General features: G+C 62.4%; 17 protein-coding genes. 3 read left to right on the forward strand and 14 right to left on the reverse strand.

Annotated features, from left to right (window positions below):
* Positions 1–27: 27 nt before the first annotated feature.
* The 11 genes from CCOS864_RS12775 to CCOS864_RS12825 form a co-directional block, all read right to left on the reverse strand.
* Positions 28–1,014 (reverse strand): type II secretion system F family protein, encoded by a 987-nt coding sequence (locus tag CCOS864_RS12775; RefSeq protein WP_115086641.1) that lies wholly within the window; start codon positions 1,012–1,014, stop codon positions 28–30.
* A gap of 2 nt (positions 1,015–1,016) precedes the next feature.
* Positions 1,017–2,450 (reverse strand): TadA family conjugal transfer-associated ATPase, encoded by a 1,434-nt coding sequence (locus tag CCOS864_RS12780; protein WP_115086642.1) that lies wholly within the window; start codon positions 2,448–2,450, stop codon positions 1,017–1,019.
* A 3-nt stretch (positions 2,451–2,453) separates the two neighbouring features.
* Positions 2,454–3,671 (reverse strand): AAA family ATPase, encoded by a 1,218-nt coding sequence (locus CCOS864_RS12785; RefSeq protein ID WP_115086643.1) that lies wholly within the window; start codon positions 3,669–3,671, stop codon positions 2,454–2,456.
* Positions 3,665–4,168: a TadE/TadG family type IV pilus assembly protein gene (locus CCOS864_RS12790; protein ID WP_115087106.1), complete on the reverse strand. Its 504-nt coding sequence runs from the start codon at positions 4,166–4,168 to the stop codon at positions 3,665–3,667. Before CCOS864_RS12790 ends, CCOS864_RS12785 begins: the two co-directional genes overlap by 7 nt.
* Positions 4,168–4,638 carry a TadE/TadG family type IV pilus assembly protein gene (locus tag CCOS864_RS12795; RefSeq protein ID WP_115086644.1) on the reverse strand — a complete coding sequence of 157 codons (471 nt, stop codon included), beginning with the start codon at positions 4,636–4,638 and terminating at the stop codon, positions 4,168–4,170. The genes CCOS864_RS12790 and CCOS864_RS12795 overlap by 1 nt, the downstream gene beginning before the upstream one ends.
* An 8-nt stretch (positions 4,639–4,646) precedes the next feature.
* Positions 4,647–5,990 (reverse strand): TadE/TadG family type IV pilus assembly protein, encoded by a 1,344-nt coding sequence (locus tag CCOS864_RS12800; RefSeq protein ID WP_166675741.1) that lies wholly within the window; start codon positions 5,988–5,990, stop codon positions 4,647–4,649.
* Between the two features lie 109 nt (positions 5,991–6,099).
* The gene (cpaB, locus tag CCOS864_RS12805) at positions 6,100–6,903 is read right to left on the reverse strand and encodes a Flp pilus assembly protein CpaB (protein WP_115086645.1); all 804 of its coding nucleotides are present in this window, start codon (positions 6,901–6,903) and stop codon (positions 6,100–6,102) included.
* Between the two features lie 16 nt (positions 6,904–6,919).
* Entirely contained in the window at positions 6,920–8,248 is a 1,329-nt protein-coding gene (locus tag CCOS864_RS12810) for an AAA family ATPase (protein WP_115086646.1), read from the reverse strand.
* A 14-nt stretch (positions 8,249–8,262) separates the two neighbouring features.
* Positions 8,263–8,781 (reverse strand): A24 family peptidase, encoded by a 519-nt coding sequence (locus CCOS864_RS12815; protein WP_115086647.1) that lies wholly within the window; start codon positions 8,779–8,781, stop codon positions 8,263–8,265.
* A gap of 29 nt (positions 8,782–8,810) precedes the next feature.
* Positions 8,811–9,002, reverse strand: coding sequence for a Flp family type IVb pilin (locus CCOS864_RS12820; RefSeq protein WP_038995325.1), 192 nt, complete (start codon positions 9,000–9,002; stop codon positions 8,811–8,813).
* A gap of 673 nt (positions 9,003–9,675) precedes the next feature.
* A complete protein-coding gene (locus tag CCOS864_RS12825; RefSeq protein WP_115086648.1) occupies positions 9,676–9,867 on the reverse strand; it encodes a Flp family type IVb pilin in 192 nt (63 codons plus the stop codon).
* Between the two features lie 178 nt (positions 9,868–10,045).
* On the opposite strand from CCOS864_RS12825, the gene CCOS864_RS12830 reads away from it, so the two are divergent.
* Both CCOS864_RS12830 and CCOS864_RS12835 read left to right on the forward strand, forming a co-directional pair.
* Positions 10,046–10,921: a response regulator transcription factor gene (locus CCOS864_RS12830; RefSeq protein WP_115086649.1), complete on the forward strand. Its 876-nt coding sequence runs from the start codon at positions 10,046–10,048 to the stop codon at positions 10,919–10,921.
* A gap of 157 nt (positions 10,922–11,078) precedes the next feature.
* On the forward strand, positions 11,079–11,396 hold the full coding sequence (locus tag CCOS864_RS12835; protein WP_115086650.1) for a hypothetical protein: 318 nt from the start codon (positions 11,079–11,081) through the stop codon (positions 11,394–11,396).
* A 7-nt stretch (positions 11,397–11,403) separates the two neighbouring features.
* Here the strand turns inward: CCOS864_RS12835 and CCOS864_RS12840 are convergent, their stop codons facing one another.
* A complete protein-coding gene (locus CCOS864_RS12840) occupies positions 11,404–13,020 on the reverse strand; it encodes a hybrid sensor histidine kinase/response regulator (protein ID WP_115086651.1) in 1,617 nt (538 codons plus the stop codon).
* Positions 13,021–13,135: 115 nt separating this feature from the next.
* Between CCOS864_RS12840 and CCOS864_RS12845 the strand changes: the two genes are divergently transcribed.
* A complete protein-coding gene (locus CCOS864_RS12845) occupies positions 13,136–13,750 on the forward strand; it encodes a LuxR C-terminal-related transcriptional regulator (RefSeq protein ID WP_115086652.1) in 615 nt (204 codons plus the stop codon).
* 95 nt (positions 13,751–13,845) lie between these two features.
* On the opposite strand, the gene CCOS864_RS12850 is transcribed toward CCOS864_RS12845, so the two are convergent.
* Together CCOS864_RS12850 and CCOS864_RS12855 are read right to left on the reverse strand one after the other, a co-directional pair.
* Positions 13,846–15,321: a TolC family protein gene (locus CCOS864_RS12850; protein ID WP_115086653.1), complete on the reverse strand. Its 1,476-nt coding sequence runs from the start codon at positions 15,319–15,321 to the stop codon at positions 13,846–13,848.
* A 52-nt stretch (positions 15,322–15,373) separates the two neighbouring features.
* Positions 15,374–24,505, reverse strand: coding sequence for a DUF4347 domain-containing protein (locus CCOS864_RS12855; protein WP_115086654.1), 9,132 nt, complete (start codon positions 24,503–24,505; stop codon positions 15,374–15,376).
* Positions 24,506–24,597: the final 92 nt, after the last annotated feature.

A 24,597-nucleotide genomic window follows, 5' to 3' on the forward strand; every position in this document is an offset into this window, starting at 1 on the left:
GACCCCCTCCTCGACACCTGGCGATGTTCAAACCTGGATGCGGATGATTTTGCGGATCCAGAAAATCCCGATCAGCATCGCCACAAATGCCCCGATCACCATTTTCTGGCCCAGGGGTTCGTTGAGCAGCATGGGCAGGTACGTCGGGCTGGACAGTACAATCGCCGCAGACAATACAAAAGGCACGGAGACCAGTATCCAACCCGACATGCGCCCTTCGGCCGACAATGTCTTGATCTTGCGTTGAAAGCGAAAGCGCCCACGAATCAGGCTGCTCAACCGTTCCAGTACTTCCGTCAGGTTGCCGCCGGTTTCGCGGTGGATCAGCACCGTGGTCACCAGCATCATCACGGTCATGCTCGGCATGCGTTCGAGCAGGCCGAGCATGGCCCGACGCACATCGTTGCCGTAGTTGATATCGGCGAAGGTCAGGCCGAACTCATGGGCGACCGGCCCCTTGTGCTCCTCGGCCACCAACTGCAGGGTTTCGTTGAACGGATGACCGGCACGCAACGCCCGGCACATCGCATCCAGTGCATCGGGCAGGCCTTCCTCGAACTGGGCGAAGCGTTTGCCACGGTCGCGGGATATCTTCAGCACCGGCAGCCAGAACGCCAGCATGGCCGCAGGGACAGCCAACCACCAGAGTTGGCTGAACAGCCAAGCCAAGATCCCGCTTGCCAGCGCCAGGACCAACCCAAGCAACAGTACCCGGTAGGCGCGATAGTCATGCCCGGCTTGCTCGATCATCTGTGCCAGCGACTCCATCGCCGGCAACTGCTCCAGACGGGCTTCCAACGGTGACAAGCGGCGCAGGTATTTCTGGCGCAGCACCGACTGCATGTTCACCTGGTTGTTGGCGGTTTCCAGCAGGTTCAGGCGGCTGCGGATACGCTTGCGTACCTTGCTGGCCTCACCAAACACCGGAACCGCCAGGCCCTGACTGAGCAGGAACATGGCGGTGAACACCATGCCGAGGAACGCCAGAATAAATTCACTGGGAATTTGGCTCATGTTTATCCCTCCATCCAGTCAGGCCGAAACAGGCTCAGCGGCAGTTCGATACCGCGCCTGGCGAGCACATCGCGAAACGCCGGCACCATGCCGGTGGGGCGAAATTCACCGAGGACTTCACCGTGCTCACCAATACCGTTGCGCACGAAGGCGAAAATCTCGGTCATGGTGATGATTTCTCCCTCCATGCCGTTGATCTCCTGGACGCTGACCAGGCGCCGTGTGCCATCCTCCTGGCGCTCCAGCTGGATGACGACGCTGAGGGCCGAAGCTATCTGCTGACGCATGGCCTTGATCGGAAAGGTCGCACCGGTCATCGAGACCATGTTCTCGATCCGGCCCAGGGCGTCGCGCGCGGTGTTGGCATGAATGGTGGTGAGCGAACCGTCGTGTCCGGTGTTCATTGCCGTCAACATATCCAGCGCTTCGGCGCCACGCACCTCGCCGATCACGATGCGGTCAGGGCGCATACGCAGGCTGTTACGCACCAGTTCGCGCTGGCTCACCTCGCCCCTGCCCTCGATATTCGCGGGACGGGTTTCAAGGCGTACCACATGGGGCTGTTGCAATTGCAACTCGGCCGAGTCTTCGATGGTAACGATCCGCTCGTTGTGCGGGATGAAGCTGGACAGCACGTTGAGCATGGTGGTCTTGCCACTGCCGGTACCGCCCGAGATCAGCACATTCATGCGGCCACGAACGATTGCCTTGAGCATCAGGGCAATGGAGGGCGTCAGAGTGCCCATTTTCACCAGGCTCTCAGTGTTGAGCAGGTCCACGGCAAAGCGCCGGATCGACATGCTCGGCCCGTCGATGGCCAGGGGCGGGATAATGGCGTTGACCCGGGAACCGTCCTTCAGCCGGGCGTCCACCAGCGGTGACGACTCATCAATGCGCCGGCCCAGGCTGGAGACGATACGGTCAATGATGTTCAGCAGGTGGTGATTGTCGCGAAAATGCACATCGGTTCTCTGCAACTTGCCAAACCGCTCGACATACACCGAGTCAAACCCGTTGACCAGGATGTCGGACACGCTGTGGTCGGCCAACAGCGGTTCCAGGGGGCCAAGGCCAAGCACTTCGTCCGTGATCTGCTTGATGATCATTTGACGGCTGCTGGCACTGACCGGCGCCGAGTGCTCGTCGAGCAGGCGCTGACAGATCTCGCGGATCTGCCGCGTCGCTTCGGCAGGCTCCAGGGAATCGAGCAATGACAGGTCCATGACCTTGAGCAGTAATTGGTAGATCTTCTCCCGCCACTCGGTCTCCACCTGATTGAGCTTGGTCCGGGTTTCGTAGAGCACGTCCGGTATGGCGGCCTCCCAGGCCATGAGCACACTGGCGCAGTTTTCACTGCCGGTCTGTACATCCTGAGCGTCTGCCGGAGCATTTTTGCCGGCATGCTGACGCAGGCGATTACGAAAGTCGCTGAGCATGGCTTACCCTCCGAACAAACGGCTAAAGGTACGTTTAAACAGCCCCCGCTCGCTGGCCACCACCCCGATCAGGTTCTGGTTCAGCTCACGCAAGGCTAAAGTCACGGCTGCACGCGGCGCATGGACCTCCAGCGGTACACCGCTGTTCTGGCTTTCACTGACCACCGAATAGTCGTTGGGGAGCTTCTGCACGTCGGTGCAGCGCAGGGCCTCGGTAATGTCCTTGAGGCTGACCGGCGAGGTTTTGTTGTAGCGATTGACCACCACCTGCAAGCGATTGCCCTGCACACCCAAGTCGTCGCGCAGGATGCGTGTCAGGCGCGTGCCGTCTTTCAGGTGGCTGAGACTCTGTTGCATCACGATGTAGATCCGGTCCGCCTGCTCCAGCGTGACGCCTGTGAGGTGGTCGATTTGCCGCGGCAAATCCACCACCACCCAGTCATAGGTACTGCGCGCCAGCCGCAACAGGCTTTCCAGTTGCTCCAGGCGCACATCCTGCGACAGGCACAGTTCACCCGTACGGCCACTGAGGACATGCAGGGTCGGGCTGAAGTGGCTGCAGAAACCGCGCAAGGCGATGCTGTCCAGCTCGTCGACCTGTTTCAACACTTCCATGTGGCTGTGTGTCGGCAGTACATCCAGGCAGTGGGCCACCGTGCCGAACTGCAGGTCCAGGTCCAGCAGCAGGGTTCTGCCACCGCGGATGCTCAGCTGATGGGCCAGATTACAGGCCAGCATGGTGGCGCCCGATCCGCCCTTGGCATTCATCACCGCCACCAGCTTGCCGCCTGTGCCCTGTTCGGCATGGACCTCCAGCAACATGCGGTTGATTGCCGCCTGCAGGTCGTCAGCCGCCACTGGCTCGGGCAAGAAATCCCGGGCGCCGGCCTGCATCGCCATGCGCATGCCTTCACGTTCATCCAGCGGGCCGCAGACCAACAGTGGCGGTCGCTCTTTGAGCGGATGCTGTAGCAGGGCCGCCAGCTCCTCACGCCACAAGTGGCTGACCCGCAACAGCAACAGATCAGGCATCTGTTCCAGCCCATACAGCGGGTCGGTGTGACCGTTGCTGACCAGGCGCGTGTTGACGTTCAGGTTGGGCAGGCACTGGCTCAACGTTTTCAGATGGTTCAACGCAGTCACGTCACGTCCACTGATCAATAGGCGCATGCCTGTTTTTTCAGTCACGCTGGCGACGGGAGCTTCTTTGGTATTTAGCATGGCGTAATCTCCGGGGTGACTCCCGCCTCGGGTTGCCGACCAAGGCTTTCACGCGGCACGGTCGACCTGTACACCGGCAGGGTGAACCCCTGACCGAACCCGGGGATCAACAGCTTGAAGGTGAAGTTGCTCAGCTGTAACTGGATGTAGCGAATGGCTCGAAAGCCGCTGGCGCCGCTGAGATCGCCGGGGCTGGCGACCACCGCACCGTCCTCGTCCAGGTAGACCAGGTTCAGGTTGGCCGTGGCCAGGTTGCCGATCAGACTGCTCGTGCCACTGTTACCGGCCGCATTGAAAATGGCCCGACGCAAAATGACCGGATCGTGGATATCGCACACCGCCGCCAGGCGGGCACCGCGGCGTACGCTTTCATTCAGCGCGTTGACGGTGAAGTACAGCCGACCCATTTCCAGCACGCCGAACAGCAAGGTGAAAAACACCAGGCTGGTAATCGCGAACTCAACGACATACACACCGCGCATACGCTTGAGATTCATCATAAGGCCCTCATCACCACGGTAGAGGTCAACGTCAGGCCAAGCGGTTCGCTCTGGCCATAGAACGCAGGGATTGCGCTACCGATCACCGGCAAGAAGGTGTAGTTGATACTGACCTGGATGTGATCAGTGCCCACCGCCGTCACCGAGACATTTCCGGTGGTCAGCCCCGGTACCACCGCCGGGTAGCCGTTGGGGTTGGCCGGCACGCCGTACACCGCGACGCTCCGGGCCTGGGCGCGAAGCGCGTCGCTCACTTCGACCTTGCCCAAGGTTGCATTCCAGGCCTGGCCGGCGACAAAACGTCCGGCATCACGACTGGCTTGCATCAGGCTGTTGTACTGGAACAACATGCGCCCGAACTCACCGAAGGCGAACAGCATCAGCAACAGCAGCGGCAGCGTAATCACCATTTCCACCATCGCCAGCCCACGCTGGGCCTTCGGCGGCTTGCGTCCACGGTGTCCCATAAGGCCTCCTAAGAGTCGGTACTCGGTGTCTGGCTGTTATCGATATAGGTTTTGTACAACTGAATGATCTGCGGGCCGGCGTCGTTGACAGGATTGGGGCCGGGCACATTGTCGCCCTCGCACTGTTTGACGAACTGGCCGAATATCTGCGCCGAGTTGCCCTGTTGATTGGCCGGTTGCATCACGTAATAGCAGCCGAAACTCAACACCGGAATCGACGACGCCCCGTCGTTCTTGCCAGAGCAATTACCGATCACCACTTTCAGAATCCGCCGCTCGAACGCGCCGTTGCCGAGGCAGCCGCCGCCTGTGCCGGCAACACAAGCGGCAGAGGCCCGTACCCAGTCGTTGTAGTCGTACAGGGCTTCACCACTGGCCGTGACCAGGTTGCCATTGGTGGAGGTGATGGTCTGATTGTTGTACTGGATCTGTTCCGGTGTACCGGTGTACGTCAACGACTTGTCGTTGGCCGTAATCACCAGGTCCGGCGGATACTCTGCTGCGCTGAGGCCACCTGAATATTGGTTGAAGCGCGTATTCAGGCCTTGCGAGGCAGGCCCGACGGTGTTGCCCGGTTTGGTCAGGACGTTGTCGCCGACGCTATTGCACTGATTGATGCCGCCCGCCAGGCCTTGCCTCACGGTGTTGCCACCCGAGCCGAAGTCGAGCAGCTGAAAATTGCCGGGGCCGATTGCCGAGCTGTTGTTCGCCGCCGTTTTCAACACTTGCAAATCACCGTACTTGAACCCCCAGAACATCCCGGCAGCGGGGTCGTTCTTGCTCGGGTCGCCACACACCATCAGCGGCGTGATATTACAAGGGCTGGCAGGGCTGGGGCCGGCGGTGGCCACCGCGGCCACGGCCTTGTTCGGGGCAACGCCGTCGCCGATTGCCTTCAGCATGCCCCAGAAAAAACCGCTCAGCGGGTAACTGGCGACCGATACCCGTACATAGCTCGCATTGGCCGGGCCCGGAAAGGAAAAAGGCCCATAGACACTGGCAGACAGCTCCACCGTGGCGAAGCCGGAAGCATTATTACCAACCGCGTTGGCCAGTTCCTTGTTGCCACTGGCATTGGCATTAAGTGTCAGTGTGTCCAGGGCAGCGGCTTGCGTGAGGCTGGCGGCGCCGGTCGCACCGTGCACCTCGCTGAGCGTCTTGGCCCCGCTCAGGGCTGCGGCATCGACAGCATTTTGCAGCCGGGCCTTGTTTACCAGCATATGGCCGCCGTCCAGCGCCAGAGCCCCCATCAACAAGATGGCGGCCATGGCGATCACCGCCAGCACAATAATCGTTCCGCGCTGTTGCCCTGGAAACGCACGGAGTGGTTGGTGGATACGTGCTCTCATCATCAAGCCCTCCAGAGTTCTGCCGACCTTGATCTGCAGGGTGCCGTCGCCCACCACCGCCAAGCGACGACGCTACCTGGCGGGCGATGCCTTCAACGGTTGCGCCTGTCAGCTACAGGGTGTTCACACGTTTGACTTCGATACCGCGGATCAGCGTGATGCCACTTACGCCAGGTTCGCTCTTGCGCTGGACGATCTGCTTGACCGGTGGCACTGGCGCAACCTGGGCCAGCTCCACTGGCTTGGCGACCGCGGGCAGTTTGTTGTTGTCCAGTGGATTGCGCAGGGCCAGTTGCAGCTTCCCGTCCGTCATGCCCTTGACCAGCAGTTCTGCCTGATCGGGGGTCATTTCCAGGGTGACTGCACGTACCACCACCGGCTGGGTCTTGTCGGTACTGGCGGTCTGGTCCACGGCCAGTACCCGCAAGTCCTCCAGAATGGTGCGGGACTCGGCGTTGCCGGTGTTACCTGTCTGCTTGGTCGCCAGGACATCGACCCGATTACCCGGCAAGAGGAACCCACCCACCCCCACCACATCATCCACGCGTACCGAAATCGCACGCTTGGTGGGTTCGATCAGCGAGGCCAGCGTGCTCCCGCCCAGGTGCGCGGCCAGACGCGCACCGCGCACGATATCGCCGTTCAACATGGAGAACGTGGCGATTTTGCCGACGACCTTGTCGATGGCGTCAAAGGCATCGTCGGGTACCGTGTCCTTGGGCATGCGCACCAGTGTCACCTGCTGCGCCTCGACCATTTGCCCGAAAGCGATTTCCACGGTGGCCACCACCACGTTCTGCTGATTATCGTCGGGGCTGGCGTTGAGTCGGGCACTGAGCCAGGTGTTGGCCATCCACGCGGCGCCCAACCCCAGGATCACGGACAAGGCAATCAAGATGAAAGTACGAGAACTCATGGCGGTGTCTCCTTATCTATCCAAGGAAGTCGAGCTGTACGAAATAGTTGTGCCATGCCCACTCCAGTTCCTGCGCCGATAACGGCCCGCTGCCGCCCAGGTAACGCTGGCGGTCGATGGCCATGTTCAACAGGTCACGTGGGTGGCAAGGCACCAGCGGCATGTTTTCAACGCCGTAGAGTTCCTGCAGCACGTAATGCAGTAGCTGCGGATCGTAAGAAACACCCAGTCGCTCACTCTCCTGGCGCCAGATGCGTTCGTATTCTTCGGGTTTCAGGTAACCGAACTGCAGCTTGTAGCCAATGCGCCGTAAAAACGCTTCGTCGGCCAGCTCCAGCGGATTGAGGTTGGTGGAAAACACCAGGATCAGGTCGAATGGCAGCTCACAGTGCCGCCCACCGCCGAGGTTGAGGAAGTCGCGTTTCTCCTCCATCGGCACGATCCAGCGGTTGAACAGCTCGGCCGGCGACATGCGTTGACGCCCCATGTCATCGATGACAAACAGGCCATTGCTGGCTTTGAGCTGCAAGGGTGCCTGGTACTGACGCGTGGAAGGGTCGTAGCGCACATCCAGCTGGTCCATGCTCAACTCGCCGCCGGTAATGATGACCGGGCGTTCACAGCGCAGTAGCCGGCGATCGACCCCTTCATCGAGCAGCAGATTGTTCTGCAGTTCATCGTCGCCACCCAGGCGCCGGTGTACCTGCGGATCGTAAATCTCGATCACCGAATCGTTGATCGCAATGGCATGTGGTACCCAGATGGCTTCATCAAACAGGCGAATCAGGCGGCTGCTGACATAGGTTTTGCCAGTGCCCGCCGGCCCGTAAATCATGATTGCGCGGCCAGAATTGAGCGCCACCCCCAGTTGGTCGAGCATGCTTTGCGCCAGGACCACCCCGCCAAAGGCCTGTTGCATGTCTTGGGCGTTGATACGACCGTGGTGAATGGTCTGCATTTTCAGCAGCGTGCGATAGTTACTCACCGGAAAGGGTGCCGCACCGATGTACCCGCTGCGCGCCAATGCATCACGGGCGGCGCTGCGACCGCGTTCAGTCAGCCCGTAGCGCAAGGCTTGACCACCGGCTTGCCCGAGAATTTCGACCCGACCGTCCTTGCGCAGGAAGGTCAGTATTTCTTCAAGTACCGCGCCTGTCAGTGCCAGGCGTTCCACCAGCCGCGACATGTCCAGCACGCCGGCATCGTGCAGATGCTTGCAGACCAGATCACCGAGCAAGTTGTCCGCCAGCCCGGTTTCACGGATGGTGCGTGGCTGTGGCGCCAACCGCTGCACGACTTGTTCGCGCTCATCGTGAGTGACGCTGCTGTTGCTGATGGCGTACATAGTGTTCTCCTGACCTACTGGCCGAAGGGCAGCCAGAAGACACTGGTCAAAGTGCCGAGCAGGACTGCGACTGAATAGGGAAAGGGCTTGCCTGCCACTTCATCAACCGCTGGCGAGAAATAGGCCCTGGCTCTCAACATCAGCCAGTAGCGCCCCATGGTCTGCTGTACTTGACCACGCACGAGGACAATCAATATTCCGCATAGACCGCCGGCTATCAGGCTGAACAGCGCGGCCCAAAGGGCGTCAAGCGGAGTAAGAAAGGCGCCGACCATGGCCATTAATTTGACGTCACCGGCCGCCATCCCCCCAAAGGCATACATCGGGAGAAAAACGGCAAAACCGATCAGCATGCCCAGCGCCCCATAACCGAACCCGATGACACCCAAGGTGTAAACCTGGCCGGCCAAACCCAGACCCAAGCCCAGCAAGACCAAGAGGTTGGGTATGCGGTGATGGCGAAGATCGCTCAGCACCGCTATACCCAGCAGCCCCAGCAACGATGCAATTGCGACTGATTGCTCCATGCTCATGACTGCAACCCTCTGTGGACGGTGGGGTGTTAGCAAGTTTTGCCTGTGACTGCGCAGCCCAGGCTGGTAATGGCAGTTTTTACGTTAGTTCCCAGCGTGGTGAATGCGGTGACCGCGCCCAGGGTGATCAACCCACCCGCCACCGCATATTCCACAATGGTCAGGCCATCTTCGTCTTTGAGGAACTTCACTACCGACGTCTTGATCGATTGCAGATTCATTTTGCTCACCTCATTCAGTTTGTTTTTTTAGAGCAGCACTTTTCGTACTGCCTGGGTGAACATTAGTCAGTAGTACAACCCAGGGGTTAGGAGTTTTTTGCTCAACGCTAGGAGTTTTTTGCGAGTTTTTTGCGGTATTAACCGCGTAAGAAAAAAACACTAAGCACACCGTCTGAAACCCTAACGCAAGCGATCAATAGGAAATAACTTACATAACGCTGCAACCTAATCGCAGGCGAAACTCGGTCGCTTCCCGCTACCCGGCAAAGACCCGAAACAGTGCCAATACGCCGAGAAACAAATCTCGCCAATACGGTCTAAGCCAGCGTTTTCTTATCAGGATTTGATCTGCTCGCAGGCAACACAACGACGATACTGGTCAACGAGGAAGAAATATCAGGAGCGGGGCCAGGACAGTGAAGTCTGACGCGCCAAGAGACTGGATTGTTGGGGGGGCTCGGCACGCAGGCCTTTAGCCTGCAGCGCCGCGGCTGAGAAGACTCCACCTTGTCCGAACGGGATCATGGTTAACCAACCAGGCAGAGTCCATATGATGCGTTTTTATCCTCGCGACACGTCCCTCAGCCTGTGGCCAGGTGTTCGTCGCCGCCACGGCCCAGAGGCTAGCAAGCTGCTTGCGCTCCGGGCGGGGCCGACGATGCGTGTTGTGGCACTAGCAAGGGGTGCCTTTGACTGCACAACCCAAACTGGTAATGGCGGTACTCACGTTACCCCCCAGTGTCACGAAAGCGGCCACGGCACCCAGTGTAATCAAACCACCCGCTACCGCGTATTCCACAATAGTCAGGCCTTCTTCGTCCTTGATGAATTTCAGCACCGACGTTTTGATCGATTGCAGATTCATTTTATTCACCTCATCTAAGTTCTATTGGCCGAGGCGGAGACTTAGTGTGCCGCCTGTTTGAATCCTAGTCAGGAGACATAACGAGGGGTTAGGAGTTTTTTATTGAACACTAGGATTATTTTGCAGCGCTGACTGCCCGGCGAGGTTGAGAAAACAGAAGCAAGGAAGGAATGAGAAGATGAAACCTGAATCGGCCAACCCGCCATTTCTGCTGTGGTTCGATCGCACCCGGGATCGATCGGCCGAGGCGTTGGTCGCGCATTTTCGCCCGACCTGTGAATGCCGTATCGCCAAGAACGCCTCGTTGTCCGAGCTTGCGGCGGAGCGCCAGCCAGACATGGTCTGCATTCACTATGACCGCCCCGACATGCCTGGCCTCAACCTGCTGCTGGAGATCAAGCACAAGTCCCCCTCGATACCGATCGCCATGTTCACCGTACAGCACTCCGAGGAGCTTGCCGTATGGGCCATGCGCTCGCGTGTCTGGGAGTACATCGTGCTGCCCCTGTGCAATAGCGAAAAAAGCCGCTTTCTGCACGCACTGCAGCAACTCTGCGAACTGCGCCGCAGCACTCACATTCATGCCAAGAAGCCACTGATCGAACATGGCCCGTCGCTGCCGGACAGCATCCGGCTGACCGCAGAACACCACAAGCACCAGGCGCTCAGTAACGTATTGCTCTACATCGACCAGCACTTACGCGACAGCATCGACCAGAAAGAACTGGCAAAGCGCTGCGGCATGACCACCTTTCGCTTCAGCCGCCTGTTCAAGGAAGTCAATGGCGTGGGGTTCATGGAGTACATCCTGAGCAAACGGATGGACTTTGCCAGGGAGCTGCTCGACAACAGCCAGATGCCCATCACCAGCATCGGTTACGAAGTCGGGTTCAAGGACCCTTCCTATTTTGCCCGTGCCTTCAAGCAATTCGTCGGGTGTACACCCAGCGAGTATCGGCAGCTCCCTCGAGCTGAAAGCTCCGGAGCAGAATCGACTTCAACGGAAGCACTCTCGGAGGTCGTCGAAAGCCTGCGACTGGGTGCCAACCGCTGACGGATGGCTACGTGCCATTAGCCCATTTGTGCTAATCGACCCCCCTCCTCCCTGGCGCTATATTCCTCGGCAACCCCAGTGTTCCCCAACGCCGTGATGATGCGGCGTGAGGGATCGTTGTGCCCGTAAAACAGAACAACACCAAGGAAGATGCACCATGAAACCAGCATTCACCAAGATCACCCTGCTCAGCGCCCTGCTGGTCGCCCTTGCCGGTTGCCAGACCATGAAACCCAACGAAGACCGTCTCAAGTCCACTGCGCAGACCACCATCGGCGAGCCGGTGACCAGGATTTCCAACGTGCGCAGCGACCATAGCTCCACCTATTACATCGCCAGCACCGCTTCGGGTGACTACAACTGCGAGCTGCCAAGCGGCGTCATGATCGGGATCGCCTCCATGGGTATGGGCATGAGCGCGCATTGCTACAACAAGAACAGTGGCCGGCCGCAGAATCCGCTGCAGCGCTACTGATCCTGAACTAAACCGACACTGTCGAGGCCTCACGCAATGCCCGCAGGGTGGCACGTAACTCCGCCGGGCGCACCGGCTTGGACAGAATGGCGATCTGGCGGTCGTGCAGGGCCGCCTGGATCTTCTCCACTTCGTGCCCGGTGAGAATCAGCGCCGGCACGGCCCTGCCCCGTTGCGCACGCAAGCGGTCGATGCACTCGATACCGGTGGCGTGGTTGCCCAGGTCATAGTCGGCGACGATGATGTCGCAGTCGCTGGCCAGGTCCTTGCCGCTCAGTTCGGCCTGCACTTCACAGCCCCAGCGCTCAAGCAAGGCCTTGGTGGCCAGCAGCACGTTGCGATCGTCCTCCACCAGGCACACTTTCAGACCGGTCAACAAGCCGACCTGGCTCGGCTCTTCACGGTAGATCTGCTGCTTGGGTGGCTCAATCTTGCGCAGTCCCTGCAGGCTCACGGCCGTACCATGGCCGACCCGCGAACGTATCGCCACTTCCATGCCCATCATCCGCCCCAGGCGCCTGACAATCGACAGGCCCAGGCCCACGCCTTCGACGTCTTTGTCGCGCAACTGACGCACGCGGTAGAACTCTTCGAAAACCTTCGGCAATTCGTCGGCTTCAATGCCGCGGCCCTGGTCATGAATGACAATGGCCAGCCCTTCCCCACGCTTGCGCACGCCGATCAGTACCGGCCGCTGCGGCGCGTACTTGAAGCAATTGGACAGCACGTTCTGGACCATGGTGGCCAGCAGCGCCGGGTCTACCTGTACCCAGTGTTCGCCAGCGCGCAGGCGCAGTTCAACCCCGGCCCAGCGGGCCGCTTCGGCGTTCTGGCGCAGCAGGTCGTGAAGAAACTCGCCCAGCTGTATGCGCTGCAAGCGTGGCTGCAGGCGGCCGCTGTCGAGGGTGTAGAGGTCGAGAATCGAGCGAAACAGTTGCGAGACGTTGTGCAGCGAGCGGTCGATGTTGTCGACCAGGCGCCGCTCCTCCTCGCCCAGGCGTGCTTCGCGCAGGCAGGCGGTAAACAGCCCGATGGAGTGAATGGGCTGGCGCAGGTCGTGACTGGCCTGGGCCAGAAAGCGCGATTTTTCCAGGTTGGCCGCGGTAGCCTCTTCGGAGGCCTTGCGCGTGCGTTCGAGCAACAGGTGCGCGTACATGGGGATGACCGTGCTGGTGATCATCAGCATCAGCACCATGAACGGCTGCGCCTGCCAGTAGGGTGTCAGCCGATAGACGCACAGCAGCGCCAACAATGCCAGTGCGGTGGCGATCGCCAGATAGCGCGAGCCGTAGCGCATGCCGTTGCCCAGGTTGACCCAGACCATCACCGCGTACAGCGGCAGCGCCGCCTCGCCGCCCACCACCAGGCCGAAACAGGTGCCGGTGTAGTCCTGGACCATGCTGAAGATGCGCCGTGCCGGATACACGCCCGGCCAGCGCACGATGACCTGGCGCAGGACGATCGACAGCAGCAGGAACAGGACGATGTAGATCATGATCGGCAGGTAAGCGTTGACCTGCTGCCCGGGCAGAAAACCCAACACGCTGATATAGACCATGGCAAGGCCGGCAACAATGATCCGCAGGTTGGCCTGGTCGAGCTCGGTGTTTTTCTCGAACTTCATCGGGAACATCCTTGTGCGACAGTCGTCATATCCAGTACGTACACCGGGCAGCGTCCGTGCCCGGTGGTAAAGTAGCACGCCTGTAAGGAACGCCAGGCCCAGGGAGGCACTCGACATGGCATGCCGGATCATCATAGCTGACGACCACCCGCTGTTTCGCGAAGCGATGGTGCGTACTGTCCAGCGCCTGTTGCCCGATGCCGATCTCGAAGAGGCTGGCGACATGGACAGCGTACTGGGCCTGGTCGCCACCGGCGAAGCACCAGACACCCTGATCCTCGACCTGCGCTTCCCCGGGCTTACCTGCATCAGCCAGTTGGTCGAGCTGCGCCAGCAGCTGCGGCGCACCACCTTGATCGTGGTGTCGATGGTCGATGACGAAGAGTTGATCGGTGAGGTGATGGCCGCCGGCATCGACGGCTTTATCGGCAAGAACATCGCCCCCGACCAGATCGGTGAAGCCATCCTGGCCATTCGCGAAGGCGAAGTGCTGGTACGTTTTGCCCCGTCCGGGCTGCTGCCGCTCGATACCAGTGCCGTCGCCGCCGCCCTGACCGCGCGCCAGCAAGAGGTGTTGCGCCTGATCGCCCAGGGCAAGACCAACAAGGAAATCGCCCGCGAGCTGGATATCTCGCCGTTTACCGTGCGTATTCATGTGTCGTCGTTGCTGCGCACCCTCAACGTGCCGTCGCGGGCGGCGGCAGCGGTGAAGTATTCGGTCACCCCATAGGGGCCGGCTCGCCCCGCGATGAGGCCGGTACTGCAGCATGGCTCAACGCGGGGCAAATCCGCTCCTGCACAGTCGTATGCGAAATCATCCAGCCATCAACGCACCCAGCGCGACTCGCTGCTCTGCAATGCCGCGGCAATGGTGTCGAGGCGGTTGTCCGGCAGGGTCTCGGGCAGCAGATCGGTCCCGGCGCTGACGAACAGCTGCGCGTGGGCATTGCGCAGTTCGGCATAGGCCAGGTCGCGCTTGAGCTGGGTCTGCAGGTTGTTGAGCTCGCCCTGGATCAGTTCCAGCTCACCGATATTCTGCGTCTGATAGCGGTTGCGCAGTTGCTCGGCAATCTGCCCGTCCAGGCTTGCCAGCTCTTCGCTGGTACGGAACTGCCGGGTCGCCTCGTTGAAGTTGGCATTGGCCACATACAGTTGCGCCAGCACCGCTATCGACATTGCCTGGCGACGGGCTGCCGCTACATCCTCACCGGCCTTGGCAACCTTGATCGCAGCCGGTGCCGAGAGCACGTTGAACAGGTTCCAGGTGACCTTGACGCCGTAGTCCGCCCAGCTCTGATTGACCAGGAAGGAGTTGCTGTCGTAATGCCCGCCGGCGGAAAACTCCAGCCCCGGCAGCAAGCGCAGCATGGCCTTGCGGGTTTCTGCCGCGCTGATGCGTGCCTGGTAATCCTGCTCGCGCAGTTCCGGCCGGCTGGCCAGGGCCTGCTGCTCAAGCTTGGCGAAATCGCCTGTGAACTGCGGCAGCGCATAGCCGTCCTGCGGCGCCAGGCTGAAATCGGCGTTCAACGGCAGGTTGATCAAGGCCGCCAGTTCGGTCTTGGCCAGCGACAAGGCGCGGCGCTGCTCTTCCAGCTGGCGCGTCGCTTCGATCAGCGCACGCTGATAGCTGAGCACCTGCACCGGATCGCCCAGGCGCTGCTCGCTCATGTGCTGGCTGTTGTTGCGCGCCTCGGCGATGCGGCCCATGAGGCTGTCGATCTGCGACAGCAGACGCTGCGCCGCTACCGCGCGCCAGTAGGCCGAGCGTACATCCTGGGTGATGGTATGGATGACCTTGCGCCGACGCTCCTGAAGGATCAGGCGCTGGTCGGCCTGCTGCTTGGCGCTGACATAACTGACGCCGAAGTCGAGGACGTTCCAGACCATGGTCAGGTCGGCCACCTCACGATCGCGGTCCTGGGAGGTCGAGGGTTCCAGGGACTGGGTGCCGGTTCGCACACTCTGGCTGCTGGATGCACTGACATTGTTACGCCCGGCATAACCGGCTTCCAGTGCCATGCGCGGCAGCATATCGAAGCTCGCCAGGTCGACCTGGCGCTTGGCCAGCGCTTCTTCCATGACTTTCAGTCGCGCCTCAAGGTTGTATTTCACTGCCCGGGCCATCGCCTGATGCAAGGTCAATGGCCCCCGCAGCGGTTCCTGGTCCTTGAACATGGCGCTGAGATCGGTGCGTGCCCGGTCCTCACTGACCTGTCGGTCGATGGGCTGGCTGGTGACTGCACAGCCGCTGATAGCTAATGCCAAGACGCTGACCCCGAGCAACTTGTGGTTTTTTTTCATCCTTGGGCCGCCCCCTGGTACGGCTTGATCTTGAAAGTGTTGGTGCCGTACATCATGCCCGCGGTCCGATCTGTGTCGGTTGTGCCAGGGCCAGGGCCAACTCGCGTACAGGACGCTGGTCAGCCTCGTTCATTGCCTGCAGCTGCTGGCCCAGGGTCGGTGCCCCGGGGGCACCGCGGCCTTCGCCGCCGCGCCACTGCTTGCCATCGAAAACGCTCAACTCGGTCGCCTCTGACGGTATTTGCCGGGTGAAAATATCCGAGAAGCTGCTACTGCCAAACACCCCGCCATCGCCACCGCCAAAACCCAGGAACCCGGTGCCCGTGCCCTCGCCAGGATTGTTGCTGCTGGCAAATACCTGGGCGATGAAGCTCGGTGCGCTGGCGCCGTTGTGTATGAAGAGGCTACCCAACGGGGCGATGCCGCTGCCCAGCGTGCGCACCTCGAACAACGGCGTCGGCAACAAGGGTGAGGTCGTCGGCTGCGTTGGCAGCAGCGGTACTTGTGGTTGCGCCAAGGTGCTCGGAGGCACGGTGCTCGGCTCGGGGACCTTGATCCGGTACTCCGGGTCGCCGGCATCCTGCGCATTGATGACATAGGCCGGGCCGGTCAGCGACACCGCCAAGGCGTTGCCGGCCTGGTCCTGAATGCCGCTTCCCAGCGCATTCAGGCGCAGGCCAAGGCTGCCCTGGCCGCTGATATTGGCCACACTGATGCGGTAGGTGCGGGCATCGACTTGCACCAGCGACTGCACGTTACCGCTGGCACTGCCGGTGCTGGCCACACTGAAATCGCCGGCGTCCACGCCGCTGACCGCTTCGTCGAAGGTCAGGGTGAAGCTCAGGGTCTGTTCCGCCGTCGGCGAAGGGCCATCGAGGGTGATCGTGCTTGGCCGCGGCGCCCGCGCGTCAATCAGCACCGCACCGGTACTGCCGATGTTGTTGAGTTCAGCCTTGAGGTCATTGCCAAGCGCATCGCGCAGGCTGCCACCGTTGAGCTCGATGAGCGAGCCGACACTGATGCCGTTGTTGCCCTGTTGGCCGCTGCTGACGGTCATGCGGAACACCAATGCCGTGCTGCCGGAGCCGGAGAGATAATCGGCATAGGCGACCTTGCCGTTGCCCAGGTTGATAGCAAGGCGCGGCAGCCCGTCAGCGGTATCGACCAGCACGGCTTCGTCCAGGTGCACGGTGAAATCCAGGGACTGACCGGCGACATAGGTGCCGCTGGCCGGAACCTCCACCGCCGTCACCGAGGGGGCTACCCGATCGATGCTATAGACACTGCCTTGCAGGCCACCGCTGAGGTCGTTGCCGGCGAGGTCGACGATAGCGGTGCCGCTGTCTTTGAGATCAAGGCGCAGCGTACCGACCCCGGTGAGGCCGTCGACCAGTACGGTGTAGGTGCGGCCGTTGAGTTGGGTCACGCTGGCGATATGCCCGCTGGCCGTGCCGCTGAACATCAGTTCGAAGTCGGGGTTGTCGACGCCGCTGACGCTTTCATCGAAGGTCACGGTGTAACGGACCGAACTGCTGGCGACGGGGCTGACGTCGACCCGCACGATATCGGCCACCTGCGGCGCCACGGTATCCACCCGCACCGACAAGGTGCTGCCCAGGTTGTTGAGTGAAAGATTCAGGCTGTTGCCCGCCCCGTCGCGCACGGCCCCGCCGTTCAGGTCCAGGGTGCCCGCCACGCCAATGCCGTTGGCGTCGTTATTGCCCGCCTGCACGGTGTACTGGAACAGCAGCGCGCCAGTGCCGGAGCCTGACACATAGGTCGCGTGCCGGGTTACCCCGCCGATGTTCAGCAGCAGCCGTGGCGTGCCAGCGGAAGTATCGACGATCACCGCTTCACTGGTATTGACCGTGAAACTCAGCACATCACCGCTGTTGTACGCGCCGGCGGCCGGCACCGAAACCGTGGCCACGCTCGGCACGATGGCATCGACCAACACCCCGCTGGTGCTGGGCAGGCCGTTGAGGGGGGTACCGGCATCGTTGCCAAGCCCGTCGCGCAGAGTGGCGCCGTTGAGCTGGAGAGTGCCGGCGACGCTAATGCCATTGCTGTCCAGCTGCCCGCTGGCGACGGTCAGGCGGAACACCAGGGCGGTGCTGCCCGAGCCCGACACATAATTGGCATAGACGGTGCCGCCGGTATCCAGGGTTACGGCAATACGCGGTGTGCCCCCCGTCGTATCGACCACCACGGTTTCGTCGAGGTGGACGGTGAAGTCCAGGTTCTGTCCGGCAACGTAGCTGCCATTACCGGGTACCTCGACATGGGTGATGCTCGGCGCGACCCGGTCAATGCTGTAGACAGCGCCAGCCAGGCCACCGCTCAGGCCGTTGCCGGCGGCATCGGCAATGCCGGTAGCGCTGCCATTGAGGTCCAGGCGCACGCTGCCCGCCCCGCTCAGGCCGTTGACCAGTACCGTGTAGGTATGGCCATCGACCTGGGTAACACTGGCGATGCTAGCGGCAGCGTTGCCGGTCAACACCAGGGTGAAATCGGCGACATCCACGCCGCTGACGTTTTCGTCGAACGTCACCGTGTAGCGCACCGAATCGGCAGCGCTCGGGCTGGCATCGACGCGCACGATGCCGGTGGCTTGTGGGACAACGGTATCGACCAGCACCGAGGCTGTACTGCCCAGGTTGTTGAGCGTCAGCGTCAGCGGGTTGGCCGCCGCATCGCCCACGGTTGCGCCGTTCAGGTCCAGGCTGCCCGCCACGCTGATACCGTTGCTGTCGTTGTCGCCGGCCTGCACGGTGTACTGGAACAGCAACGCGCCGCTGCCGGAGCCTGACACATAGGTTGCATAACGGGTCACGCCACCAATGTCGAGCAGCAAGCGTGGCGTCCCCCCGCTGGTATCGACGCTCACCGCTTCACTGGTATTGACCGTAAAGCTCAGCACGTCGCCACTGTTGTACGCGCCGGCGGCCGGCACCGAGACCGTGGCCACGCTCGGCACGATGGCATCGACCAATACGCCGCTGGTGCTGCCCACGCCGTTGAGCGTGGGCACTGCAGTGTTGCCGACGCTGTCACGCAAGGCCCCGCCGTTGCTGTCGATGGCACCGGCCACGCTGATACCGTTGCTGTCCAGTTGCCCGCTGGCGACGGTCAGGCGGAACACCAGGGCGCCGGTACCGGAACCGGACAGGTAGTTGGCGTAGACCGTGGCGCCGGTATCCAGGGTGATCGCCAGGCGTGGCGTACCGCCGCTGGTGTCGACCAGCATGTTCTCGCTGAAATTGACGGTGAAATCCAGGTGTTGGCCGGCGACATAGCTGCCATTGGCCGGCACGCCGACACTGGTGACTGTCGGCGCCACGCCATCGATGACGATGCTGTCCTGGCCGCCGATGGAGTTGGCGCCACCCACGGTGGGCAGGGTCAGCACCGCATCGTCGCTGTGCACGCTTTTGATCGTCGCGCCGTTGAGGCTCAACGCGCCGGTGGAGGTGTAATCCAGGTCGGCGCTCAGGTCGCCGGCCTGGACCACATAACTGAAGGTCAGGGTGTTGCTGCCGGAGCCCGAAACATAGGACGCCAGGCGGTCGACCAGGCCGGTTTCCAGCAACAGGCTCGGCGCGCCGCCCGTGGTATCGACAACCACCGTCTGGTCGAAGGTGACGGTCACATTGATGACGTCGCCCACCTTGTAGCCGCCATTGGGGTTGCTGACCTGGACGTTGCTCACCAACGGATTGAGCGGGTTCACGTTCAGGTTGATGGTGTCGGTGTCGATCTGCGCGCCGCCGCTACCGTTAAAGCCCTGGTCGTTGCTGATGATCTGCAATGACGCCGGGCCGTTGAAGCCCGGGGTTGGGCTGAAGCTCAGGCCGTTGAGCGCGGCATTGATGCTGGCCAGGCTACCGGTGAAGATCATCGTCGCATCGGCTGACCCGTCACCGGTGGTGAAGCTCAGGCCGGCAATCCCGGAGAGCGTGATCAGCCCGTTGTTGGCCACAAGCGTGACCTGCAGCGCACTGCTGCCGGCATCCACGTCACTGATGCTGATCAGGTTGCCGTTGCCGGCATTGAACACCAGCACGCTGTCCTGGGCGAAGGACTGGGTGCCTGGTACCGAGTTGAACGGCGCATCGTTGATTGCCGTCACCGCCAGGGTCAGCGTGGTGCTACTCGCCTCGGAGGTACCGGTACCGGAGTTGCCGGGGTCGATGCCGGTGTTGCCGCCGTCGTCGATGGCCACCGTCAGGGTGACGTTGGCGACCGAGTTGGCGGCGGTGAGGAAATTCACCTGGCTGGCGGCGATGAAGGCGTTGATATCGGCCAGGCCGCCCACCAGGGTCAGGCTGCCGGTGCCGGAACCGCCCACCGTAACACCGCTGCCGCTGGTTGCGTTCAGGCTGCCACTGGGCACCGAGAGGACGACCGTGACCGCGCCGCTGCCGGCGTCGACGTCGGTAAAGCTGATGCCGGTGATGGCGCCAGGCTGGTCCTCGTTCACGGCAATGCTGCCCGGCGCGCTGATACTCGGTGCGTCGTTGACCGCCGTGACCTGCAAGGTCGTGATGGTCGAGGCCGTGGCGCTGCTGGCGGTGTCGATGCTCACCATCAGGGTCACATTGGCAGTGGCGTTGCTGGCGGTGGTGAAGCTCAGGTTGCTGCCGGCAATGAAGGTGTTGATATTGGCGATAGTGCCGGTCAGGGTACGGGCCGAGCCCGTGCCACCGACCACCACCCCGCCGCCACTGATGGCCGACAAGGTACCGGAACCCACCGAGAAGGTTACCGTGGCCGTGCTTGAATCGGCATCGCTGAAGCTGATGCCGGTGACTGGGGTAGCCGTGTCTTCGCTGACCGACAGCGTCGCCGGAGCGCTGACCTGCGGCGTGTCATTGACCGCCGTGACGCTGACCGTCTTGGTCGCCACGGTGCTGTCCAGGCTGCCGTCGTTGATCTGGAAGCTGACCGTACGGTTAGCGGTGCTTGGCGCGTCGGACAGGTTGGTGTAGTTCACCGCGCGCAGCGCCGCCTGCCATTGCGCCAGCGTGGCCGAGGCCCCTGCCGAGGTCAGGGTCAGCTCGCCGGTGGCAACGTTGTAGCTGGCGGAGATATTGCCCATGGTCGCCGGGTTGTTGCTAAACGCCAGGCGGTCCTCGGCGGTCTGCAGGTTGCCGGTGATGCTTACCGTGGCGCTGGCCAGGGTGGCGTTGTCGGAATCCGCCAGCGTCAACCCGCTGTCGATGATCACCGGGGTCGAGACGACATTATTGCCTTCGCTGAACGCGGTGGTGCCGCCGCTGGTGGTGACCTGCGGGGCATCGTTGACTGCGGTGACGGTCACACTGGCCGTGTCGCTGGCGACCGAAAAGGCGCCGGTACCACCGGACAGCGCGGTGTCCACCTTGGTGCCCTGCTGCCCTGCCGTCAGGCCGGACTGGTCCCAGGCCCGGTAGGTCAGGGTGGCCGTGGTGCCATTGGCACCGTCCGGGACGAAACGGACCTTGTCGGTGGCCCGCAACAGCAGTGCGCTGTTGGCTGCCACGCTACCGACGGCGTTCCAGGTGCTGCCGTCGAGGCTGTACTGCCAGGTGCCGTTGCCGCTGGTGAGCCCGGTGATGGCGATACCCTGCAGCGCGCCGCTGTCGACATCGCTGATGCTGGCCCCGACCACGCTGGCAACCGTCTGCCCGGCGTTGTTGATCGCACCGTCGCTCAACGGTGTGAGCGACGGTGCGGCCGGGGTCAGCACCGGTGCATCGTTGAGTGTGGTGACGCTCAGCGTGGCCTGGGCGATGCCGCTGGAAAACGCGAGGCTGCCACCATTGCTGCTGGTGTCGGCGGTATTGCGGGTGCTGTTGGTCGACGCCGTGCCGCTGCTCCGGTCCCAGGCGCGGAACGACAGGCTGACGTTCTCGCCATTGCCCTGGTCGGGCACATAGCGCAGGTAGCTGCTGCTCGACAGCAGCAAGGCGGCATTGCCCGCGACTGCGCCCACCGCGTTCCAGGTCAGGCCATCGGTGGAGTACTGCCAGGTGCCGTTGCCGCTACTACCGGTCAGGGCAATCCCGGACAGCGCACCGGCATCGTCATCTGCATAGGTCAGCCCGCCGAGGATGGTCGAGACCAGCACGCCGGAGGTCGTTGTGTTCTCGTCGGTGCCGGGCAGTGCGTACGGCCCGCCGGACAGCGTCGGCGCATCGTTGACCGCCACCACCGTCACTGTGCTGGCGATCGCCAGCACCTGGGTGTCGACGCCGCCATTGCTGGTGCCGCCGGTGTCGCGGATGCTGGTCAGGGTCACCACCCGGCTGGTGGTGTCAGGGGTCTGGCTGCTGTTGCGGTAGGCCAGGCCGTCGACCAGGGTCTGAGTCGCCGCCGTGGTGATACCGCCAACCTTGCTCAGGGTCACGGTAGCGGTGCTGCCGGTAATGTTCACCAGGTAGCTCATGCTATTGCCGGCGGTGGTGCCGGTCGTGCCGTTGAGCAGGACAATGGTGGTGCCGTCGACCACCAGCAGCTCGTCGCTGCCATTGCCCAGGTTGCCGACCGTGAGGATCAACTGGTCGATATTCTGCCCCGCCTCCAGCGCACTGACGGTGACGCCGCTGAACAGGTCCGCCGCGCCACCGCCCTCGGTAAAGGTCGGGTTGTTCGGCGTCGCCACTACCGTCGGCGCATCGTTGATCGCGGTGATGGCGACGGTGACGTTGGCGTTGCTGCTGGTACCGCCGTCGCCATCGTTGACGGTGACGCGCACGGTCCGGCTGGCGCTGGCGATGTCACCGGTATTGCTGTTGCTGTAGGTCAGGTTGCGCAGCAGCGCTTCGACGACGGCGGGCGTCGCGCTGGCGTTGAGGCTGATGACCAGGTTGCTGCCCCCGGTGCCGCCGGCCCAGGTGCCGATGGTCACGCCGGCATAGGTGATGTTGCTGCCCGATACGCCGATCTGGCCGGCACCCGAGCCCTGGTTGTGGACACTGAGCACGTCCTCCCCCGCCACGCCGTTGGCGACGATCGCTACGGTGACGTTGCCGCCGTTGAAGTCCGCCGAATCGGCATCGCTGAGGGTGGCATTGCTACCAGCATCGATCAGCACCGCAGTGCCGCCTTCGTTGAAACCGACCGAATCGCCATTGAGGTTGCCGACCACCGGCACGGCATTGCTGAGGGTGGTGAAGTTCAGCGTGGTGTTGTTCTTGATGCCCTTGAAAATCGCGCCATCGAGGTCGGCGAAGGTCTTGCTGTCGAAGCGAATGGCGTAGCCGGTCCCCATCGCCAGGGTGATCGACGGGTCGATGGTCCAGGTCGAGCCGGAACCGGTGATCTGCCCACTGCCGACTGCAATGGTTTCGACAATGGCGTTGTCGGAGGTGCGCACGATATAGAGGTTGCCGCTGCCCTTGACCACACTTTCGTTGAAGGTCAGCACGATGTTGGCCGTGGGCGAAACGTTCACCCCGTTGTCGCTCGGGGTGGAGCTGACCACGATGGGCGGGCGGTCGTTCTGAATGACGTAGGTGCCGGTGGAGGTGTTGATCCCGGCATACAGGTCGACGTCACCGTCGCCGTCGAAATCGGCGACCCGGTAGTTGGTGCCGCTGGTGTCGGTCAGGCTCACGCCGGCAAACGGCGAAGCGGCCTGGGCCATGATGCTGAACGTGCCGTCGCCATTGCTGCGCGCATACTGCCAGGCCGTGCCGTTGCCGCCGGTCTGGTAGAGGATGTCGGTATCGCCGTCGCTGTCGAAGTCGCCCACCACCAGGCGCGCACCAAAGACCGGTGCCGGGAAGGTGGCGCTCGACTGGCTGCTGAAGCTGCCGCCGTCGTTGCGGTAGTAGTTGCCGGTGGCGCCGTTGACCCCGGTGAGGATGTCCAGATCACCGTCACCGTCGAAATCGCCGACCCGGTAGGCGTTGCTGTTGTGGTCGGCGAAGCTCAGGCCGGCAAACGGCGAAACGGCCTGGGCCATGTGGGTGAAGGTAGCGTTGCCATTGTTGAGCGCATACTGCCACGCCGAGCCATTGCCGCCGGTCTGGTAGAGGATGTCGGCGTCGCCGTCGTTGTCGTAGTCGCCCACTACCATGCGCACGGCGAAACTCAGCGACGGAAAGGTGGCGTTCGATTGGCTGCTGAAACTGCCACCGTCGTTGCGAAAGTAGTTGCCTTGGCCGCCGTTCACCCCGACCAGCAGGTCGATATCGCCATCGCCGTCAAAATCCTCGGCGAACACGTTGTTACCCGCGGTGTCGCCCAGGCTCAGGCCGGCAAAGGGCGAGGCGGCCTGGGCCAGGAGGGTAAAGGTGCCGTCGCCGTTGCTGCGCGCATACTGCCAGGCCGTACCGTTGCCGCCGGTCTGGTAGAGGATGTCGGCATCGCCATCACCGTCAAAATCGCCCGCCACGGTACGCACACCGAACAGCGGCGCCGGAAAGGTAGCGGTAGAACCGGAGCTGAAGCTGGTGGCCAGCAGGCTCTGGTAGCCGCTCAACTGGGTGCCCAGGGAGGCGCTTTGCAGCACCCCGCTGCTGCGCTCCAGGGTCCAGTTGCCGCCCAGGGCCTGGGCCCCGGTGTCATCGACGGAGGCCGCGATATCGGCGCCGGTCAACGCCGCCAGCTGATCGACGAACGCCTGGCCGGCGCTGTCCTTGCCGACGCGACAGCCATACAGCATCAGGTCGCCATCGGCCTTGAGCGCCGAGCCGATGCCTTGCAGGGCTGCGCTGTGCTCGGCCAGGTTGCTGCTGTCGAGCCAGACATTGCCGAGCTGTACGGTGCCCGATGCCCCGTGGGACAGCAGGTGGATGGTATCCAGGCCGTCGCGCCCTTTCAGGTAGTCGGCCATCTGTTGCAGGCCGTCCTTGCTCGGGTCGAGGATTACCACCTCGGTGCCGGCAAGCAGGCCGTTGATTAACTGTTGCGAGTCCTTGACCTGGCCATCGACGAACACCACTTCGTGGCGTTGTCCGGCCTGTTGGCTGCCAATGTCGGCGGAGGCCGGCGCAGCCTGTGCGTTGTGCTCGGCAGAAGCGCTGTCCTTGGCCGGCTCGGCTGTCGCCTCGGCCACGGCCTCCTGGGCAACGACCGCTACGGAGGCATCGAACATGATCCGCGGCTCCAGGGCGAACAGCAATGGTGCCTGGCCGCTGCCCGCAAGTGGCGTGGATTGCTGCGCCGCCTGACGCTTGAATCGCTCGATGAACTTCATGCCCCGCCTCCTGCTGTGCAACCGCCCTGCCCACAGGCAGCAAACGGTGGAAAGTGGCGGCGGCCCAGCGGGGCCGCCACCGAACTGCGCTG

Source organism: Pseudomonas wadenswilerensis, assembly GCF_900497695.1.
GTDB lineage: Bacteria > Pseudomonadota > Gammaproteobacteria > Pseudomonadales > Pseudomonadaceae > Aquipseudomonas > Aquipseudomonas wadenswilerensis.

Coding starts and splice junctions, on each gene's coding strand:
- CCOS864_RS12840 (WP_115086651.1), bottom strand. CDS start 13,020: ATGAAGTTCGAGAAAAACACCGAGCTCGACCAGGCCAACCTGCGGATC.
- cpaB (WP_115086645.1), bottom strand. CDS start 6,903: ATGAGTTCTCGTACTTTCATCTTGATTGCCTTGTCCGTGATCCTGGGG.
- CCOS864_RS12810 (WP_115086646.1), bottom strand. CDS start 8,248: ATGTACGCCATCAGCAACAGCAGCGTCACTCACGATGAGCGCGAACAA.
- CCOS864_RS12800 (WP_166675741.1), bottom strand. CDS start 5,990: ATGATGAGAGCACGTATCCACCAACCACTCCGTGCGTTTCCAGGGCAA.
- CCOS864_RS12795 (WP_115086644.1), bottom strand. CDS start 4,638: ATGGGACACCGTGGACGCAAGCCGCCGAAGGCCCAGCGTGGGCTGGCG.
- CCOS864_RS12815 (WP_115086647.1), bottom strand. CDS start 8,781: ATGAGCATGGAGCAATCAGTCGCAATTGCATCGTTGCTGGGGCTGCTG.
- CCOS864_RS12835 (WP_115086650.1), top strand. CDS start 11,079: ATGAAACCAGCATTCACCAAGATCACCCTGCTCAGCGCCCTGCTGGTC.
- CCOS864_RS12820 (WP_038995325.1), bottom strand. CDS start 9,002: ATGAATCTGCAATCGATCAAGACGTCGGTAGTGAAGTTCCTCAAAGAC.
- CCOS864_RS12775 (WP_115086641.1), bottom strand. CDS start 1,014: ATGAGCCAAATTCCCAGTGAATTTATTCTGGCGTTCCTCGGCATGGTG.
- CCOS864_RS12825 (WP_115086648.1), bottom strand. CDS start 9,867: ATGAATCTGCAATCGATCAAAACGTCGGTGCTGAAATTCATCAAGGAC.
- CCOS864_RS12790 (WP_115087106.1), bottom strand. CDS start 4,168: ATGAATCTCAAGCGTATGCGCGGTGTGTATGTCGTTGAGTTCGCGATT.
- CCOS864_RS12830 (WP_115086649.1), top strand. CDS start 10,046: ATGAAACCTGAATCGGCCAACCCGCCATTTCTGCTGTGGTTCGATCGC.
- CCOS864_RS12785 (WP_115086643.1), bottom strand. CDS start 3,671: ATGCTAAATACCAAAGAAGCTCCCGTCGCCAGCGTGACTGAAAAAACA.
- CCOS864_RS12850 (WP_115086653.1), bottom strand. CDS start 15,321: ATGAAAAAAAACCACAAGTTGCTCGGGGTCAGCGTCTTGGCATTAGCT.
- CCOS864_RS12845 (WP_115086652.1), top strand. CDS start 13,136: ATGGCATGCCGGATCATCATAGCTGACGACCACCCGCTGTTTCGCGAA.
- CCOS864_RS12780 (WP_115086642.1), bottom strand. CDS start 2,450: ATGCTCAGCGACTTTCGTAATCGCCTGCGTCAGCATGCCGGCAAAAAT.
- CCOS864_RS12855 (WP_115086654.1), bottom strand. CDS start 24,505: ATGAAGTTCATCGAGCGATTCAAGCGTCAGGCGGCGCAGCAATCCACG.